A 16,441-nucleotide genomic window follows, 5' to 3' on the forward strand; every position below is an offset into this window, starting at 1 on the left:
TTTGCGGACTATTTTGAGACGATAGTGAAGGAGTTACAAAAATACACCATCCCCATTAACAGTCTTGAAGACAAATCGTACGAGTTTGACTTTGAATCCGGCGATGCGTTTTTCGAGGCCATGGATCAGGAACTGATTCAGAGCGGGTCATTCAAGACGCATTTGGTTCTGACCAAGTCGTCGTCGATGATTCATTTGAATTTCCATATCCAGGGAACGGTGGGTCTTATCTGTGACCGCAGCCTGGATCCGTTCGACGAGCCGATTGCTATTGAGGAACAATTGTTTCTGAAGTTTTCGGATCGCGTGGAGGAACTGACCGACGAAATCGAACTGATTCTTTGGGAGACGCAGCAAATTAACATTGCGCGTTACCTTTTCGATTTTATCGTGCTGTCGTTGCCGATGAAAAAACTGCATCCCCGGTTCCGGCAGGAAGAAAACGACGAGGATGAGGAGCAGGAAGGCAAGGTGGTGTACCGGTCTGACGCTCCGGGGCCCGATGACGAAACCCCTGAACCGCCCGTCGACCCCCGTTGGGAAGCATTGCGAAAACTGAATAATAATTAATACAATTTGTTATCACTCCAGCAACCGTTCCGGCGGTGGGAGAATGGCAAGACTTACTGACAATTGACAAGATACAATTATGGCACATCCCAAACGCAGACATTCAACCACCCGGCGGGACAAGCGCAGAACGCACGATAAACTGACCCCGAAGGCGCTATCTTTCGATGCGACGACGGGCGAGATTCACATTCGTCACAAAGCGCATGTATTCGAAGGCAACCTGTATTACAAAGGCAAGGTGATGATTGAGAATTACGCACCAACCGCCTGACATTCTAGCCCCCAACCCCACGCAGGGGCTTTTTTCAGCGTATCGAAAACCTCTTTTGCGGGGTTGGGGGTAAAAAGTATTTCACAGGAATCTGCACCGGATGAACGTGAAATACTTTTTTATTGCCGGGCAACTACTATTTTTACACGTTCGTTTACCAATTCAGCGCACCCAAACCTGGTTCAATGAGAATCGCAGTCGACGCTATGGGTGGCGATTTCGCTCCGGACGCAATTGTGGAAGGAGTCGTGATGGCCGCTAAAGAATTACCGAGTGACGTTACCATCGTATTGGTGGGCAAGCAACGGGTAATTGAAGACCTTCTTCAAAAATATAATTACGCAGGTTCCAGCGTGGAAATTGTCCATGCAGAAGATGTGGTTGAAATGGGAGAGCACCCCACCAAGGCACTCTCGCAAAAACCCAATTCCAGCATCGGAGTTGGGTTTAAACTTTTACGTGACAAGTTGGTCGACGCCTTTTGCAGTGCGGGCAATACCGGTGCCATGCACGTGGGAGCCCTGTTCAGCATCAAAGCGATCGAAGGGGTTATGCGCCCCGCCATTGCCGGTTTTGTTCCCCAGCTTAGTGGCGGTTTTGCCGTTATTGTCGATATTGGTGCCAACGCCGACTGCAAACCGGAAATGCTGCTGCAATTTGGCGAAATTGGCTCCATCTACGCCCAGTACACGTTCGGGATCGATAAACCCCGCGTGGCATTGATGAACATCGGTGAGGAAGAGCAAAAAGGATCGCTGATTGCCCAGGCCGCCTATCAGTTGCTGAAAGACAGCCGGAAAATCAATTTTGTCGGTAATATGGAAGGGGGCGATTTTTTCCGCGATAAAGCGGACGTGATCGTAACGGACGGTTTTACGGGCAACATCCTGTTCAAAATGGGCGAGTCGATTTATGAAATGACCAAAGAACTGGGCCTGAGCCACGAGTTTACGGACAAAACCAACTATGAATCGGTGGGTGGTAGTCCGATTGTGGGTGTTAATGGAAATGTCATTATTGCCCACGGGATCTCGTCGCCGTTGGCCATTAAAAATATGCTTAGTCTGGCAAAAAAGCAGGTAGAATCCAACGCTTATACGAAAATCGCACAGGCTTTAAGTTGAAATAAGACCGAAGAGTAAAGCCATGAGACAAAAGACATCAGCAACCTTGCGACCGATCGACTCTCTTGTTCCCTGTCTCTATTCTCTAGTCTGTAAAATTGATTGCACCCCCGAGTATGAACAGTAAAGCGGCAATTACGGGCGTATACGGCTATGTACCGGACTACATCCTGACCAACGCGGAGTTGGAGAAAATGGTGGATACCAGTGACGAATGGATCACCAGCCGCACCGGTATCAAAGAACGGCATATCTTGAAAGGTGAAGGCCTGGGCACGTCGCACATGGCGGCCAAAGCTGTGGAAGGCCTGCTGGCCAAAACCGGTACAGAACCGGCAGACATTGAACTGCTGATCTGTGCCACCACTACACCGGATTACGTTTTTCCGTCGACGGCCAACCTCATTTGTGATATGACTGGCATCCGGGCCGTCGGGAGCTTCGACATTCAGGCCGCCTGTTCGGGTTTTCTGTATGCGCTAACGATTGGTTCTCAGTTCATTGAAACCGGAAAATACAAGAAAGTGATCGTGGTGGGTGCCGATAAAATGTCGGCCATCGTCGACTATACCGACCGAACCACCTGCGTGTTGTTTGGCGACGGTGCTGGTGCGGTTTTGCTGGAACCCACAACGGAAGACAACGGCATCATCGACTCCATCATTCGCTCCGACGGTTCCGGCCAGAATCATCTGGTTCAGAAAGCCGGTGGAAGCCGTTACCCGCCTACGCACGAGACGATCGACAAACGCTGGCACTACGTCTACCAGGACGGTCCGTCGGTGTTTAAGTTTGCGGTCAAGAATATGGCCGACGTCTCTGCCGAAATTATGGAGCGCAACCACCTGAAAGGCAGCGATGTCGCCTGGCTCGTACCACATCAGGCTAACAAACGCATCATTGAAGCCACCGCAAACCGCATGGGCCTGGGTATGGATCGGGTCATGCTCAATATTCATAAATACGGCAATACCACCGCAGCAACCATCCCGCTCTGCCTGTTCGACTACGAGTCGCAGTTGAAAAAAGGCGATAACCTGATTCTGGCCGCTTTTGGTGGCGGGTTTACCTGGGGAGCGATATATCTAAAGTGGGCACTCTGATTGTCTGAACCCGGATTACACTGATTAACTCTGATTTAAAAATCGCGTAATCATTAAAATTAGCATAGTCCGGTTCAGGTTAATCAGGTTAATCAGTATAATCATAGTTCAAAACCATGGCAACGACCGCAGACATTCGGAACGGACTCGTTATTCAATTTAACCACGATCTGTTTCAGATTACTGAATTTCAACATGTTAAGCCCGGTAAAGGCGGGGCTTTCGTCCGTACAAAACTGAAAAGTTTAACATCGGGTAAAGTTCTCGACAATACGTTCAACGCCGGCGTAACGATTTATCCGGTGCGGGTAGAACGCCGGAAATTTCAGTTCCTGTACAAAGACGAAGCTGGATACAATTTCATGGACAATGAAACGTTCGATCAGATCAATCTGACGGATAAAATTGTAGAAGGAGCTGATTTGATGAAAGAAGGGCAGGAAGTTGAAATTTTGATCAACGCCGAAACCGATACGCCGTTGACGTGCGAATTACCGCCTTTTGTGGAATTGGAAGTGACGTATTCTGAACCGGGAATCCGGGGCGATACGGCCAACAGCGCCAAAAAGAAAGTAGACGTCTCGACTGGTGCTACCATCATGGTACCGCTGTTTATCGAACAGGGTGATAAAATCCGGGTCGATACCCGTACCCGCGATTACGTAGAACGAGTTAAATAAAAAGAATGATGAATGATGAACGATGAACGATGAATGGTTTCCAGTCTTTTCATTCATCGCTCATCGTTCACCATTCATCATTTAGAAAAACATGGACACGAAAGACATTCAGAACCTTATTGATTTCATCGCCCAGTCGGGACTGGATGAAGTTAGTATTGAAACCAACGAACTGAAGCTGAACGTAAAACGCTACGGTCAGACACCGGTTTCTTCGGTACCGCCGGTTGCACAACCGGCTCCGCAACAACCGGCCCCGGCCGCTCCATCGGCGGTTTCGACTCCTGCGCCCGCGCCGGCTCCCAAAGCAGAAACGAGCAACTACCTGACCATCAAATCGCCCATGATCGGCACCTTCTACCGGTCGGCGGGGCCTGAGGCTGCATCGTTTGTAGAAATAGGCGACGAGGTGAAACCGGGAAAAACGGTTTGCATCATCGAAGCCATGAAGCTCTTCAACGAAATCGAGTCCGAAGTAGCGGGCCGGATTGTCAAAGTCCTGGTCGAAAACGCTACGCCGGTCGAATACGATCAACCGTTGTTCCTAGTCGAACCTATTTAATCAATGAGTGAATGAGCGAATGAGTGAATGAGTGAATAGCTTCGCAGAATGCAGGTAATTGGCGAAGCTATTCACTCATTCACTCATTCGCTCATTCACTCATTCAAAAATATATGTTCAAGAAAATCCTAATCGCCAATCGGGGCGAAATTGCGTTGCGGATCATCCGGACGTGCCGCGAGATGGGCATCAAGACGGTGGCGGTTTATTCGACCGCCGACCGCGACAGCCTGCATGTGCGGTTTGCCGACGAGGCCGTTTGCATCGGTCCTCCACCGAGCCGCCAATCCTATCTGAATATTCCCAGTATTATTTCTGCCGCTGAAGTGACCAGTGCCGATGCCATTCATCCGGGCTACGGTTTTCTGTCTGAAAATGCGGAATTTTCGCAAATCTGCGCCGATTACGGTATCAAGTTCATTGGAGCAACGGCCGAACAAATCAACGCAATGGGCGATAAGGCGACAGCCAAAGCCACGATGAGAGCCGCCGGTGTCCCGGTTATTCCGGGTTCGGAAGGGCTGCTGGAATCGGTGGAAGAAGGCAAACTGCTGGCGGCCGGAATCGGCTATCCGGTCATTGTGAAGGCAACGGCCGGGGGCGGTGGCCGCGGGATGCGGATTATCAAAAGCGAGCTGGAATTCGAAAAAGCCTGGCTCGACGCCAAGATGGAATCCGGTGCGGCCTTTGGCAACGACGGTCTGTATCTGGAGAAATTCGTGGAAGAACCCCGCCACATTGAAATCCAGATTGTTGGGGATCAATATGGCAAAGTCTGCCACCTCTCGGAGCGCGATTGTTCCATTCAGCGCCGGCACCAGAAGCTGGTCGAAGAAACGCCTTCGCCGGTGGTCAGTTCCGAACTGCGGGAGCGGATGGGGGAAGCCGCCATCAAAGGCGCATCGGCCATCGGTTATGAAGGCGCCGGAACCGTTGAGTTTCTGGTCGACAAGCACGGCGATTTCTACTTTATGGAGATGAACACCCGGATTCAGGTGGAACACCCCATAACGGAAGAAGTGACTGATTTTGACCTGATCAAGGAGCAAATTAAAGTCGCTGCCGGCACGCCGATTTCCGGGAAAAACTATACGCCGAAAATTTACGCGATGGAATGTCGCATCAACGCGGAAGATCCCGCCAACGGTTTTCGGCCTTCACCGGGCAAGATCACGAACCTGCACTTTCCGGGTGGACACGGGATTCGGATCGACAGCCACGTCTACAGCGGATACACCATTCCGCCAAACTACGACTCGATGATTGCCAAGCTGATCGTGTCAGGCCAATCGCGCGAGGAGGTCATCACCCGCATGAAACGGGCGTTGCAGGAAGTGGTGATCGAAGGTATCAAAACCACCATTCCGTTCCACATCAAGCTGATGGACGACCCCAAGTTCCAGTCGGGTCAGTTTACGACTTCGTTCTTGGAAGGATTTGATTTTAGTACGTTATAATTATCTTCGGACTCAAATCCGTGGGTGTATAGGCCGGAAGTTGGAGACAACTTCCGGCTTTTTTATGATCCGTTACCTCATTCCCCAGAGGCTATTTTGCCGAATAATACCTGTCAGTTCCTGGCATCTCTTTCGAAAAGCGGACTTTGAACCGGATTTGTTTCACAACAGCGGTGAGCGGATTCGCGTGTGTTGTATGAAATGATTCGGAATCAGTATATTTAGGTTAAATGCAGCTACTTTATCCGATGAGAAAAGCACTACTGATTGTATGCAGCCTGGTTTCATTATCCGCTTTGGCGCAGTCCGACGACGAAAAAGCCGTCCGTGCCGCCATCTCCCAGCTATTCGACGGAATGCGGAAGGCCGACACGACCCTCTTCAAAGCGGTTTTTGCGCCCACAGCATCGCTTCAAAGTATTGCTAAAAACAAAGAGGGGGCGGTCAGTGTGCGGAGTGAATCGATTCCCAACTTTATTGCGTCGGTTGGCAAACAGAAACCGGGGGCACTCGACGAGCGGCTTTCGGCCTATGACGTCAGGATCGACGCCGACCTGGCCATCGCCTGGACGCCGTATGTTTTCTACTTCAACGGCCAGAAAAGCCACTGTGGCGTCAATGTTTTTACGCTGGTAAAACTGAACGGCGGCTGGAAGATTCAGGCCATTACCGATACCCGACGACGGGAAGGCTGTCCGGATTTGTAAAAAGGCAATGTCAAATGATAAATGATAAATATTAAATGTAAAAGTATTTCAAAAGTGCTTGGCAACTTTTACATTTTTCATTACTCATTTTTCATTTGAAATTACTTTTCTTTCCCCCACTTTGGCAATCGCTTCTCCAAAAAAGCCGCCATGCCTTCTTTCGCATCGGCTGTTTGCTGAATTTGCTGAAATTGCTCGTGCAGAAATGCCTGCTGCTGATCTTGAGGGATATTTTTTAGCTGTTGATAAGCCCGTAAACCAAACTGCATCGCTGTTGGGGAACACTGTTTCAATTCGTTTACTACTTTTTGAACGGTTTCGTCCAGTTGTGCCATCGAAACCACTTCCGTTATCAAACCCACTGCCCGGGCTTCGGCTGCCGACAACGTTCGGGCGCGCAGACACAGATCCAGAGCCGTTCGGACGGGCATGATGTCGAGCAGAACCGCCATGACCTGAAACGGAAACAGACCGCGTTTTACTTCCGGTAAGCTGAACGCAGCGGTATCGACGGCCACAACGTGCGTACTGCCGCCCACCAGCAGAAAACCGCCGGCATACACCGCTCCCTGCACCCTGGCAATACACGGTTTATGCAGACCCGCCAGCAACTCACCCAGCCGCACCGGGCCGGAGGGCAGAGGAACGGTTTGCGCGTTTGGCTCGCTGGACGACAGGCTTTTCAGATCCATGCCCGCGCAGAAAACATCGCCCGTAGCCGCCAGCACCACCAGCCAAACGTCTTTTTCGTAGTGAGCATAAGCCAGTGCAAATGCTAGCTCGTTCAGCAGCGTGGGGTTCAGCGCATTTTTCTTTTCAGCGCGATTGAGCGTCAGGGTCAGCACATGATCGTCCAGATTCGTCAGCAAATGCTGAAACGAATGGGCTGAAAAACCGGCGGTTTGCTCGGGGGTGTAAAGCATTGTATATCAATCGTAAAAGATCGTGAATAGTTGCCGGTTGTAATACTACAAAATTGCCTTCTCCGTTTCAAAATAAATGATCAACTGCTGGTATCATCCTATCCTTCCTTTTCCCTGCCCGTATGAAAAAGATCACTACGCTTTTGCTGATTTTGAGTGCATTACCCGTATTCGGTACCCACCTGATCGGGGGTTATATTCAGGTTAAACGGGTTTCGGCTTCGCTCACCTTCGAGTTTTCGGTTCAGGTGTATATGGATGAGGTATATGGCAAAACGGCTGTTGATCAAAGTAATCCGATTTCGTTTTGTACCGGCGACGGTTCCGGCGATTTGGAAATTCCGCGGTATTCCAGAACAATACTCGAGAACGGGATTAGTTTAAATGTCTATAAAGTTACGCATACGTACAGTGGAACTGGCTCGGGAACGTATACGGTTTCCACGCAACTTCGCAATCGTTCTGAACTCAGCAATCTGCCCAATGCGCTTACTGTACCACTCTATCTGGAAACTACGTTTTCGGCAGCGGTCGTCAATACGCTTCCGGTTTTTCAGGGACCCGCCCTCAGTAGTCTGACGGTTCCGGTTAACCAAAAGGCCGTATACAATTTTCAGGCAAAAGACGCTGATGGCGACAGTATTGCGCATTATTTGGTTCGGGTTCGAAACGGTGATTGTGGCAAAAGCAGTCAGGCGCTTCCCGACTACAGCTTTCCCAACGATATAACCCGAAAAGGAACCTTTAAAGTTGATGTGAAAGCCGGACAGGTAACCTGGGATTCGCCCACGCAGGTTGGGACTTACGATTTTGCCATTGTGGCCGAAGAGTGGCGTAACGGCCAGCGGATCAGTACCACACTCTTCGATTTGGTGACCCGGGTCATCGACCAAACCGGCGGCAATCCCGGCATTATTCCGCCCTACGAACCGGTTTTGGAACGCGGTTTACTGACGTCTTTGGAAGACCGCATCGACGACCGGAATCTATCCATTACGGTTTACCCAAGCCCCTCACAAAACCGTTTTCAGATCGTCCTGAAAAGTCATAAACCGACCACGGCAACGTTTCAGTTGCTGGACAGTCAGGGAAGAATCATTCAGGAAATTGCTGAAAATAAGGCGGTTTTGGAACACCGGCAGGCCATTGGCAACGAGCAACTCGCCCCGGGGTTGTATTTGATCCGAACATCGGCTCGCGGACGGGTTTATACCAGCAAGGTGATCAAGCGATAACCGCCTTGTCCGGGATGCTGCCTGCCCCTTCTTTCTCCACTCATATAAGGTCGGAATTTTAAGGAACTGACCAATAAACCTACACACTCGGTGCCTGCTCGGGAATGGCAATTCGCAGTTCCCGGAATACCTGATCCCGAACATCGGCATCGGCCAGCAGTGCGGCAACCGGCCAGGATACGTTAAGTTTCTGACAAAATAGTAAAGCTTCGTTGCCTTTCATGGCAGAATTGGCTACCACGGTGTAGGTATGGCCGGGAATCATAGCGGCCAGGTGTTTGCCAGAGATGATAAGCATAGGAAAACGAATGTATGGCAGAACAAAATACCCCGGCTCCATCGAAACCGGGGTGATTCAACTCTGTTAACTTAGATTGTGTTCTCAAAGGTAACATTATTTTTACTGACATCATACCATTGTATTATTTTTATAATATATTTGTGTTATAATAATTGGCGATAAGGCTTAATCTGTATTGCAACTGCAATACAGGCGTCTTTTTAAGAAGTGGGTCGGTGACTTGATCGGCTAACCATGTTTATCCGGCGGGGAACACCTTTTAAAAACCTTGGGATTCATTCTGTAAACGGTGCAAATCATGTATTTCTTCATTGAAAATCTTCCTCATCTCAACAATCGCTACCAGTTCCATTTGATGAAAAATAGCCGGGAATCCATCCTGAGCAGCGAATTGTTCGACACAAAAGTTGATTGCCAGCGGGCAGTGATTGCCGCCCGGTGCGCCGGTATTGAAATGGCCAATTATCCCTTGTGGGATTTGGTAGGTAACATCCGTTTCAACCTGTTTTACGGCAACGATAACCTTCTAATTGGAACAATTAGGTACAAATCAGTCGAAGAGCGCAATCAAGCGTTACAGGAAGTCGTAGACAGGATTGCACAAGTCCAGGTCCGTGATCAGGCTCCGGCGATGTCTTTGGCAGCCTGATTTTCTATATACTTGCAATAAGGTGATTGTGGGTTCTTTTTTTACCGGGATAGGCGTTGTCCGGCAAAGAGTTTGTCCAGCAACCGCAGGAAAATTGCACTTTTGAGTAGGTAGGCTATATATTACACTTTATTTCGATCCGTAGCTTTACCAACTTATTTTCACTTCATGCATTTCACTACCTGGAACCTGCTGTTTACGGGTATGGTCAGTTCGATACTCCTGCTAAACCTGGTGCAGTGGAATATCTACCGGGAGCGTATCTACGGTTTTTATGCCTTATACATGCTGGCCTGGCTGGTTTACTTCAGCCTGCGGGTAGATGGCTTAAGTGCATCCCTTTCGACGAATGCCCAAAATTTTGTTCGTGCCACGGTCCCTATGCTGGCGTATGTGGTGTACTTCAGTTTTATTGATTCTCTGCTTCAACTCCGCCGTACTATTCCACGCTTGTTGTGGCTGTTTGACTGGACCCGATTCCTCATTCTGGGCTACGTTGTGCTGATTGGTATGGTGTGTTTTGCGTATTGGAACGAACCGCTCTATACCCTGGCTCATGTCCTGATACGTCTGATTATCATCGGGTTAGCAGCATACGCCATTCCACAAATCAGTCGGTTGAAGGGCGTTGTACCGCGCTACCTGGCTTTGGGTTCCGGTCTGTTGCTGGCGGGTGCCGTTGCCTCCATGATCATGTCAACGGGACAGGTTTATAAAATAAATCCCAACTCGTTTTTGTTCGCTCCGCTCACCTATCTGGAGTTTGGGATTATTGGGGAGTTAACCTGTTTTACCTTATTGTTGGGATATAGCCAGCGACAGGGAGCCATCAAGAGTGCCATTGTCGAACAGGAACTTGCCCGCGAACGCGAGCGGCACCAACGTGAACAGATCGAAGCTGAGTTGGTGGCCGAAAAATTACAGCAGCAGATTTCGGCTGTTCAGATAAAGGCGTTGCGGTCACAAATGAACCCGCATTTTTTTTATAACTCACTGAACGCTATCCGGTTATTTGTTCTCCAGAATGACAGCGACAACGCCGATAAGTTTTTGGTGAAGTTCTCCCGGCTCATGCGGCTTATTCTGGAGAATTCCCGGCAGGAGTGGGTGACCTTAGCCAGCGAACTCGAACAGTTGCAATTGTATTTAGAATTAGAGCAGCTCCGCTTCAGTAATAAATTTGACTTTTCTATTAGGACCGACCCTGCCCTGTTTCAAGATGCAGTGTCAATTCCGCCGATGATTATCCAGCCCTACATCGAGAATGCTATTCTGCACGGCATTGCTTATAAGAAAGATCGGGGCAACATCACCGTTTACATTCAGCCCAACAAGCATGGACTGGATTGCAGCGTCGAAGATGATGGGGTGGGCCGTCAGAAGGCGGCTGAACTGAAGAGCAAAACCGTTTCCTCGCATACGAGTGTGGGACTAAAGGTAACTGAAGAACGGTTGCAACTAATTCACCAGCAAACCGGTCAACCAAGCCAGGTCGTCATCATTGATAAAGTGGATGCCGAACAGAAGCCAACCGGTACGAAGGTAGAGATTCACTTACCCGTTCTATCGGCGAGGGCTGAATCGGAGTAAGGAGCAAAACTTCGGTGACTCTACCGAGAAGCCAATTCTGTGATCTTAGAACAACTGCTTCCAGGTGCCCTTGATGCGGTTGTATTTCAAGGTGCTTGGGAGGGCTTTCCACCAGTACCGGTTCATTTCAACGGCAAACGAAGGCTGCATGTAGCAATTGATGGCACAGCCTTCACAACCCGGCAGCCGACCTTCCAGTGCAATCAGTTTCTGCACTTCATCAGAGCGATAGAGATCATACAGCTTGCCGTCGATGGGCAGGTCTTTCAAGCCGAGGTGGTAGCAGGGTAGAACCAGTTTGTTTTCGGGGGAAATCACCAGGGTGGTGCTGCCGGCCAGACAAATCGGATCGTCGACGTGGTTGCCGCCATCGCGCCGGAGTTGAATAAAGGCATCGTTGAGGTACACATTTTTCTGCTTGCCCCACCACGTCATTTCCTGCAAGGTTTTCTCCGAAAAACCGCCCCCGGTTTCAACGTCGTTATATTCAAAAACCGGGTTCAGAATTAGCACCAGATCATTGGGGAGACAAATTTCTTCGTGTAGCTGCTTGATCTGGTGAACGTTGTGTTCAAAAACCGTAAACAGAATATCCGGACGTTCGCCCAGTTGTTTTGCAATGGCGATGGATTCCATCACTTTGTCGAAACACTTGACGCCCCGCGATTTGTCGTGTTCTTCCGCAATCGGCGAATCCAGCGAAAAATGCAGCATATCGACCAGTCCGTGCAGCCGTTCGGCATATTTGGGGTAGAGCAGACCGTTGGTCGTAATGGTTGTAATGAGCCCCAGGTTTTTGGCTTCGCGGAGCAGGTCGTCCAGTTGGCGGTGCAGCAGGGGTTCACCCCCCGTAAAATCGATCACCCGGACGCCCAGCCGTTTCAAATCCCGCAAGTTGTCGCGCACGTTCTCCTGCGTCACGTAGGGCGAGGGACGCTCCCAAATGTCGCAGAAACTACAGGTCGCGTTGCAGCGATAGGTAATGTAGTAATTGCAGAGAACGGGGTGAGAAACCAGGCGCATGTATACTTATCTATTTTCCAAATCTTCGACGGTCAAACCGGTATCTTTCATAATCTGTTTCAACAAACCAATCCCCAGTTCTTTCTTACCATGAATGGGCACCGTCGTACGTTTGCCTTCGCTGTTTATGTAGATAGCGTGACTGCCGCTTTGGCGTGAAAATCGAAATCCTTTTTGTTCAAGGAGACGGATAAGCTCGTGAGCGTTAACTTTCCGATGCTTATGACTCATGCAGCAATGTTGAGACGCTCTGAAATAATTTCCTCGTAGATCGTCTCTCCACGTTCAATCCGGTCTTCGATATGCAAATGAATGGCATCTTTTAAAGATTCAAGTGCTTCCTCTGGGGTTTCTCCTTCGGCGTAACAGCCCTGTAATGCCGGACAGATTGCCAAATAGTTACCCTCTTCATCCTGTTGCACAATGACCGTAAAATGATAGTTTTTCATGGTGTTACTGCAACATTTTAAACAACCCGGTCAGCTTGTCTTTCAAATCTTTCCGATCGACGATGAAATCCAGAAAACCGTGATCCAGCACGAACTCGGCACTCTGGAACCCTTCGGGCAGGTTTTTTCCGATGGTTTCGCGAATGACACGTGGCCCGGCAAAACCGATCAGTGCTCCCGGTTCGGCAATGTTGAAATCGCCCAGCATTGCAAAGGACGCCGTCACACCGCCGGTGGTTGGGTCGGTCAGCAGGGAAACGTACGGTATTTTCTCGTTCGACAACAGCGCCAGTTTGGCCGAGGTTTTGGCCATTTGCATCAGCGAATAACCGGCTTCCATCATCCGCGCTCCGCCCGATTTCGAAATCATGACGAACGGTGTCCGGGTTTTGATCGAATGGTCGATGGCCCGGGCAATTTTTTCGCCCACCACCGATCCCATCGAACCACCGATGAAATTAAAGTCCATACAGGCCACCGTAACCTCCAGTTCGTTCATCTGCCCGTAGGCTGACCGAACGGCATCTTTTAGCTGCGTTTTGTTGATGGTCGCTTTCACGCGTTCCGGATACGGCTTCGTGTCGACAAACTTCAGCGGATCACCCGAGGTCATGTTCGCATCCAGTTCCGTGAACACACCGTCGTCGAACAGGATGGAGAAATAGGCATCCGAACCGATTTTCTCGTGGTAGTTGCAGTGTACGCAGGTATAGGCGTTCAGCTTATGTTCCCGCGAATGCATAATTTTCTTGCAATTCGGGCATTGGTACCACAAGCCGTCCGGCGCTTCGCGCTTCTCTTTGGTTGGCGTGTTGATACCTTTTTCTTTACGGATAAACCACGACATAGGGGGTCAGTCTCCAGTTAACAGTTCGCAATCAATAACTTTGCTTTTCAGGCAGGGGGCAAAGATAGTAAGAAAACGGCAGGGCTGCTCATAGATCAAGGTAGTACTTTCGCCGGGCGGGGTCAAACCGCTCGATGGCATACCGCAAAGCCGTCCGCGGAAACCGCCCCGCATGGTCGTGCAGGAACTCTTCGAGCGCGTCCGGATTTTTCTTTCCTACTTCCCGCAGCATCCAGCCAACGGCTTTGTGAATGAGGTCGTGCCGGTGACTGAGCAACAGTTCGGCAATCTGAAAAGTGTCCTGAAACTGGTTTTTACGAATAAAAGCCAGCGTAGACACCATCGCGATCCGCTGCGACCACAGGTGGTTTTCCCGAGCCAGTTCGTATAAAATGCTGCGGTCTTTGTTTAACAAGTAATTGCCAACGATTCCGGGGCAGCTCGTATCCACCAGGTCCCAGTTGTTGACAAAGTTTTTATTCCGGAGGTAGTAGTCGAAAATCAGTCGCCGGTTTTCTTCGCCGGGCCGTTTGGCCTGGTTGGTCCAGATGATTAGACCCGTCAGACGGCATTCGTGAAACGGATCCCGCACGAGTTTTTCCGTCTCCTCCGGCGGCAGCAGCCGGTAAGTTTGGGCGATGATGCGCTGTTGCGGAACCGTCAGGCCCAGAAATTCATCGCCTTCGCCGTACTGACCCGGCCCGGTTTTAAAAAATCGTTTGAAAAAGACGGCTTTTTCGGGAACCGCCAGAGCCAACAGCTCATCCTTAACGTCCTGGTGAGTCATTTCTGTACTTGAACTAAAACCCGAACGGGTTGTTATTGCTGCAACTGAGTGTCTATTCAGCAGAACGAAAACAAGGATATGAATACAAATCCTACCGAACCGGTACGTGAAAATCCCATCATCATCATCGTCGGAACCAATCGGAAAGACTCCATGTCGCGCCATATTGCCGATTATTACCACCTCATTTTGCAGCAACTGGGTAAACCGAGTGATATTCTGGATTTAAGCGGACTTCCCCCCGATTTTATGACGACGGCTTTGTACGAAAATACGGGAAAAAATCCTGAATTCAACCAGTATAAGGAGGTGGTCGAGCGGGCGAAGAAAATGGTGTTTATCGTTCCGGAATACAACAATTCGTACCCCGGCGTCCTGAAAGCGTTTATCGACGGAATGAGCTATCCCAGCGGTTTATCAAACAAGAAAGTAGCGCTGGTGGGCCTATCCGCCAATCACCAGGGTGGCGCCCTGGCTCTCAGCCATTTGAATGATATTTTTAGCTACCTCGGGACGAATACCCTGGCGTTGCGCGTGAAGCTGGCGCAGATCCGAAATTACTGGAAAGAAGGCGCTCTACACAACGAGCTTTACAACCTGCTCCTGCAACAACAGGCGCAGCAGTTGATTGATTTTTGAGTGATTGAGTGAGTTAGTGATTGAGTGAATACTCGGTTTTCTAATTCACTCAATCACTAACTCACTCAATGACAATTCAATCATTCAGTCGGGTACGAATAATATCCCGCTCATCGAGAAGCGGTATTTCGTATAAATTCACTTTCTGGCGGGCAAAAGCCGGTGTTTCCAATTCCCGTTCCCGCTCCGAATACCGCCCCTGCGAAAATCCTTCGACCATTTTCTGGATCAGCAGCAAATCGTCTTCCCGCTTCTCGTCGATCAGAATGTCGTCAATGCTGGTCAGATGCGGGCGCGTTACCGGATCGGGTATCGGCGCTACTTCAACGTTCCCACCGCCCCGTGTCAGGGTGTCTGCTCCCTGGGGTTGATCCTCCGTTACCAGTTCCGTATCTTCTTCTTCGTCAACGGGTAATTCGTCGGTTACTTCCTCTTTTTTCAGCTCCGGCTCCGGCTGTTTCCAGTTCGTTGGCGGAAAATCCGGCCGTTCGGCGGGCAAATCAAAACCGGCAGCAATCACCGTAACGCGGAGATTTTTGCCCAGCGACTTGTCTTTGATCGTACCGTATTTGAAGAGATGCGCCTGCTTGTCCTTGCCGATTTTTTCCTTGATATAACCGGTAATGATCTGCAACTCCCGCATGGTCGTACGGGCATCCGGACCCGACGCCATCGTGAGCAGAATCCGTTTGGCACCCCGAATGTCGCGGTCGTTGAGCAACGGCGAGTTTAGCGCATCCTGAATGGCGGTCAGTGCGCGAGTTTCGCCTTCAGCATCGGCGGATCCCATTACGGCTTGACCGGCACCTTCCAGCACGCGCTTCACATCCATGAAGTCGACGTTGATTTCGCCCTGAACGGTAATGATTTCAGCGATACTTTTAACGGCATTCGCCAGCACGTCATCGGCCTTGGCAAACGCCTGATCCATCGGGAAATCCTCGAAGATTTCCGCCAGTTTGTCGTTCAGAATGACCAGAACCGTGTCGCAGTATTCCTTCAACTCTTCGATACCGCGCATGGCCTGATCCAGCTTCTCGATGCCTTCGAAGTCGAACGGTGCCGTAACAACCGCAATTGTCAGCAGGCCCATTTCCCGGGCAATCTGTGCGATAACCGGTGCGGCTCCGGTGCCGGTGCCTCCCCCCATCCCCGCCGTGATGAAAACCATCTTGGTGGGTTCGCCCAGTAACTGCCGGATATCGTCCGTGTTTTCCAGCGCGGCCTGACGGCCCACTTCGGGGTTTGTTCCGGCTCCCAGTCCGGAAGTCAGAAGCGCACCCAATTGGATTTTGGTCTTTACCGGGCTATTGGTCAGGGACTGGCGGTCGGTGTTGCAGACGATAAAATCCACATCCTTCACGCCCATTCTAAACATGTGGTTGACGGCATTGCTGCCACCGCCACCGACGCCTATTACTTTAATGATTGGGTCATCCTCCTCGTCGGGGAATTCAAACCTCATGCCGTACTCCAATGCCTCTGGCATACCTGCTAATGTTTGTTGCTATAAATATATAT

Annotated in this window: 20 protein-coding genes; 12 read left to right on the plus strand and 8 right to left on the minus strand. The window is 50.1% G+C overall.

Annotated elements, in window-relative coordinates; translation table 11 throughout:
* Positions 1 to 24 precede the first annotated feature (24 nt).
* The 8 genes from ACS5NO_RS30525 to ACS5NO_RS30560 all read left to right on the plus strand — a co-directional run bounded on the left by ACS5NO_RS30525 (position 25) and on the right by ACS5NO_RS30560 (position 6,477).
* Positions 25 to 570, plus strand: coding sequence for a YceD family protein (locus ACS5NO_RS30525; RefSeq protein ID WP_439418635.1), 546 nt, complete (start codon positions 25 to 27; stop codon positions 568 to 570).
* Between the two features lie 79 nt (positions 571 to 649).
* A complete protein-coding gene (gene rpmF / locus ACS5NO_RS30530) occupies positions 650 to 844 on the plus strand; it encodes a 50S ribosomal protein L32 (protein WP_114407505.1) in 195 nt (64 codons plus the stop codon).
* Between the two features lie 185 nt (positions 845 to 1,029).
* Positions 1,030 to 1,968: a phosphate acyltransferase PlsX gene (gene plsX, locus ACS5NO_RS30535; protein WP_138992941.1), complete on the plus strand. Its 939-nt coding sequence runs from the start codon at positions 1,030 to 1,032 to the stop codon at positions 1,966 to 1,968.
* 116 nt (positions 1,969 to 2,084) lie between these two features.
* Positions 2,085 to 3,071 (plus strand): beta-ketoacyl-ACP synthase III, encoded by a 987-nt coding sequence (locus ACS5NO_RS30540; RefSeq protein ID WP_138992942.1) that lies wholly within the window; start codon positions 2,085 to 2,087, stop codon positions 3,069 to 3,071.
* 116 nt (positions 3,072 to 3,187) lie between these two features.
* Positions 3,188 to 3,751, plus strand: a complete 564-nt coding sequence (efp, locus tag ACS5NO_RS30545) for an elongation factor P (protein WP_114407503.1) — start codon at positions 3,188 to 3,190, stop codon at positions 3,749 to 3,751.
* 91 nt (positions 3,752 to 3,842) lie between these two features.
* Positions 3,843 to 4,313, plus strand: a complete 471-nt coding sequence (gene accB, locus ACS5NO_RS30550; RefSeq protein WP_439418636.1) for an acetyl-CoA carboxylase biotin carboxyl carrier protein — start codon at positions 3,843 to 3,845, stop codon at positions 4,311 to 4,313.
* A 113-nt stretch (positions 4,314 to 4,426) separates the two neighbouring features.
* Positions 4,427 to 5,770: an acetyl-CoA carboxylase biotin carboxylase subunit gene (accC, locus tag ACS5NO_RS30555; RefSeq protein ID WP_439418637.1), complete on the plus strand. Its 1,344-nt coding sequence runs from the start codon at positions 4,427 to 4,429 to the stop codon at positions 5,768 to 5,770.
* Between the two features lie 248 nt (positions 5,771 to 6,018).
* On the plus strand, positions 6,019 to 6,477 hold the full coding sequence (locus ACS5NO_RS30560; protein WP_439418638.1) for a nuclear transport factor 2 family protein: 459 nt from the start codon (positions 6,019 to 6,021) through the stop codon (positions 6,475 to 6,477).
* Between the two features lie 101 nt (positions 6,478 to 6,578).
* Here the strand turns inward: ACS5NO_RS30560 and ACS5NO_RS30565 are convergent, their stop codons facing one another.
* Positions 6,579 to 7,400 (minus strand): enoyl-CoA hydratase-related protein, encoded by an 822-nt coding sequence (locus tag ACS5NO_RS30565; RefSeq protein ID WP_439418639.1) that lies wholly within the window; start codon positions 7,398 to 7,400, stop codon positions 6,579 to 6,581.
* Positions 7,401 to 7,522: 122 nt separating this feature from the next.
* On the opposite strand from ACS5NO_RS30565, the gene ACS5NO_RS30570 reads away from it, so the two are divergent.
* Positions 7,523 to 8,635 carry a T9SS type A sorting domain-containing protein gene (locus ACS5NO_RS30570; RefSeq protein WP_439418640.1) on the plus strand — a complete coding sequence of 371 codons (1,113 nt, stop codon included), beginning with the start codon at positions 7,523 to 7,525 and terminating at the stop codon, positions 8,633 to 8,635.
* Between the two features lie 79 nt (positions 8,636 to 8,714).
* Here the strand turns inward: ACS5NO_RS30570 and ACS5NO_RS30575 are convergent, their stop codons facing one another.
* On the minus strand, positions 8,715 to 8,933 hold the full coding sequence (locus ACS5NO_RS30575) for a hypothetical protein (RefSeq protein ID WP_439418641.1): 219 nt from the start codon (positions 8,931 to 8,933) through the stop codon (positions 8,715 to 8,717).
* 301 nt (positions 8,934 to 9,234) lie between these two features.
* Here ACS5NO_RS30575 and ACS5NO_RS30580 point away from each other — a divergent pair, with 301 nt between their 5' ends.
* Together ACS5NO_RS30580 and ACS5NO_RS30585 are read left to right on the plus strand one after the other, a co-directional pair.
* Positions 9,235 to 9,585, plus strand: coding sequence for a hypothetical protein (locus ACS5NO_RS30580; protein WP_439418642.1), 351 nt, complete (start codon positions 9,235 to 9,237; stop codon positions 9,583 to 9,585).
* Positions 9,586 to 9,753: 168 nt separating this feature from the next.
* Positions 9,754 to 11,175 carry a histidine kinase gene (locus tag ACS5NO_RS30585; protein ID WP_439418643.1) on the plus strand — a complete coding sequence of 474 codons (1,422 nt, stop codon included), beginning with the start codon at positions 9,754 to 9,756 and terminating at the stop codon, positions 11,173 to 11,175.
* Positions 11,176 to 11,220: 45 nt separating this feature from the next.
* Here ACS5NO_RS30585 and ACS5NO_RS30590 read toward each other — a convergent pair whose 3' ends face one another.
* The 5 genes from ACS5NO_RS30590 to ACS5NO_RS30610 all read right to left on the minus strand — a co-directional run bounded on the left by ACS5NO_RS30590 (position 11,221) and on the right by ACS5NO_RS30610 (position 14,281).
* Entirely contained in the window at positions 11,221 to 12,198 is a 978-nt protein-coding gene (locus ACS5NO_RS30590) for a radical SAM protein (RefSeq protein ID WP_439418644.1), read from the minus strand.
* 6 nt (positions 12,199 to 12,204) lie between these two features.
* Positions 12,205 to 12,429: a type II toxin-antitoxin system HicA family toxin gene (locus ACS5NO_RS30595; protein ID WP_439418645.1), complete on the minus strand. Its 225-nt coding sequence runs from the start codon at positions 12,427 to 12,429 to the stop codon at positions 12,205 to 12,207.
* Positions 12,426 to 12,647, minus strand: coding sequence for a type II toxin-antitoxin system HicB family antitoxin (locus tag ACS5NO_RS30600; RefSeq protein WP_439418646.1), 222 nt, complete (start codon positions 12,645 to 12,647; stop codon positions 12,426 to 12,428). The genes ACS5NO_RS30595 and ACS5NO_RS30600 overlap by 4 nt, the downstream gene beginning before the upstream one ends.
* A 4-nt stretch (positions 12,648 to 12,651) precedes the next feature.
* Complete coding sequence (accD, locus tag ACS5NO_RS30605; protein ID WP_439418647.1) at positions 12,652 to 13,494, minus strand: acetyl-CoA carboxylase, carboxyltransferase subunit beta; 843 nt, start codon at positions 13,492 to 13,494, stop codon at positions 12,652 to 12,654.
* A gap of 88 nt (positions 13,495 to 13,582) precedes the next feature.
* Complete coding sequence (locus tag ACS5NO_RS30610) at positions 13,583 to 14,281, minus strand: DNA alkylation repair protein (protein ID WP_439418648.1); 699 nt, start codon at positions 14,279 to 14,281, stop codon at positions 13,583 to 13,585.
* Positions 14,282 to 14,359: 78 nt separating this feature from the next.
* Between ACS5NO_RS30610 and ACS5NO_RS30615 the strand changes: the two genes are divergently transcribed.
* The gene (locus ACS5NO_RS30615) at positions 14,360 to 14,920 is read left to right on the plus strand and encodes an NADPH-dependent FMN reductase (RefSeq protein ID WP_439418649.1); all 561 of its coding nucleotides are present in this window, start codon (positions 14,360 to 14,362) and stop codon (positions 14,918 to 14,920) included.
* Positions 14,921 to 14,996: 76 nt separating this feature from the next.
* Here ACS5NO_RS30615 and ftsZ read toward each other — a convergent pair whose 3' ends face one another.
* Positions 14,997 to 16,409, minus strand: coding sequence for a cell division protein FtsZ (gene ftsZ, locus ACS5NO_RS30620; protein ID WP_150877268.1), 1,413 nt, complete (start codon positions 16,407 to 16,409; stop codon positions 14,997 to 14,999).
* Positions 16,410 to 16,441 lie beyond the last annotated feature (32 nt).

Source organism: Larkinella fluvii (assembly GCF_051857545.1).
Classification (GTDB): domain Bacteria; phylum Bacteroidota; class Bacteroidia; order Cytophagales; family Spirosomataceae; genus Larkinella.

Excerpts from the sequence above, each read along its gene's own strand:
- ACS5NO_RS30585 (WP_439418643.1), top strand. The coding sequence starts at position 9,754 with ATGCATTTCACTACCTGGAACCTGCTGTTTACGGGTATGGTCAGTTCG.
- ACS5NO_RS30590 (WP_439418644.1), bottom strand. The coding sequence starts at position 12,198 with ATGCGCCTGGTTTCTCACCCCGTTCTCTGCAATTACTACATTACCTAT.
- accB (WP_439418636.1), top strand. The coding sequence starts at position 3,843 with ATGGACACGAAAGACATTCAGAACCTTATTGATTTCATCGCCCAGTCG.
- accC (WP_439418637.1), top strand. The coding sequence starts at position 4,427 with ATGTTCAAGAAAATCCTAATCGCCAATCGGGGCGAAATTGCGTTGCGG.
- ACS5NO_RS30580 (WP_439418642.1), top strand. The coding sequence starts at position 9,235 with ATGTATTTCTTCATTGAAAATCTTCCTCATCTCAACAATCGCTACCAG.
- efp (WP_114407503.1), top strand. The coding sequence starts at position 3,188 with ATGGCAACGACCGCAGACATTCGGAACGGACTCGTTATTCAATTTAAC.
- ACS5NO_RS30540 (WP_138992942.1), top strand. The coding sequence starts at position 2,085 with ATGAACAGTAAAGCGGCAATTACGGGCGTATACGGCTATGTACCGGAC.
- ACS5NO_RS30565 (WP_439418639.1), bottom strand. The coding sequence starts at position 7,400 with ATGCTTTACACCCCCGAGCAAACCGCCGGTTTTTCAGCCCATTCGTTT.
- plsX (WP_138992941.1), top strand. The coding sequence starts at position 1,030 with ATGAGAATCGCAGTCGACGCTATGGGTGGCGATTTCGCTCCGGACGCA.
- ACS5NO_RS30615 (WP_439418649.1), top strand. The coding sequence starts at position 14,360 with ATGAATACAAATCCTACCGAACCGGTACGTGAAAATCCCATCATCATC.
- rpmF (WP_114407505.1), top strand. The coding sequence starts at position 650 with ATGGCACATCCCAAACGCAGACATTCAACCACCCGGCGGGACAAGCGC.
- ACS5NO_RS30600 (WP_439418646.1), bottom strand. The coding sequence starts at position 12,647 with ATGAAAAACTATCATTTTACGGTCATTGTGCAACAGGATGAAGAGGGT.
- ftsZ (WP_150877268.1), bottom strand. The coding sequence starts at position 16,409 with ATGCCAGAGGCATTGGAGTACGGCATGAGGTTTGAATTCCCCGACGAG.
- ACS5NO_RS30560 (WP_439418638.1), top strand. The coding sequence starts at position 6,019 with ATGAGAAAAGCACTACTGATTGTATGCAGCCTGGTTTCATTATCCGCT.
- ACS5NO_RS30570 (WP_439418640.1), top strand. The coding sequence starts at position 7,523 with ATGAAAAAGATCACTACGCTTTTGCTGATTTTGAGTGCATTACCCGTA.
- accD (WP_439418647.1), bottom strand. The coding sequence starts at position 13,494 with ATGTCGTGGTTTATCCGTAAAGAAAAAGGTATCAACACGCCAACCAAA.
- ACS5NO_RS30610 (WP_439418648.1), bottom strand. The coding sequence starts at position 14,281 with ATGACTCACCAGGACGTTAAGGATGAGCTGTTGGCTCTGGCGGTTCCC.
- ACS5NO_RS30575 (WP_439418641.1), bottom strand. The coding sequence starts at position 8,933 with ATGCTTATCATCTCTGGCAAACACCTGGCCGCTATGATTCCCGGCCAT.
- ACS5NO_RS30595 (WP_439418645.1), bottom strand. The coding sequence starts at position 12,429 with ATGAGTCATAAGCATCGGAAAGTTAACGCTCACGAGCTTATCCGTCTC.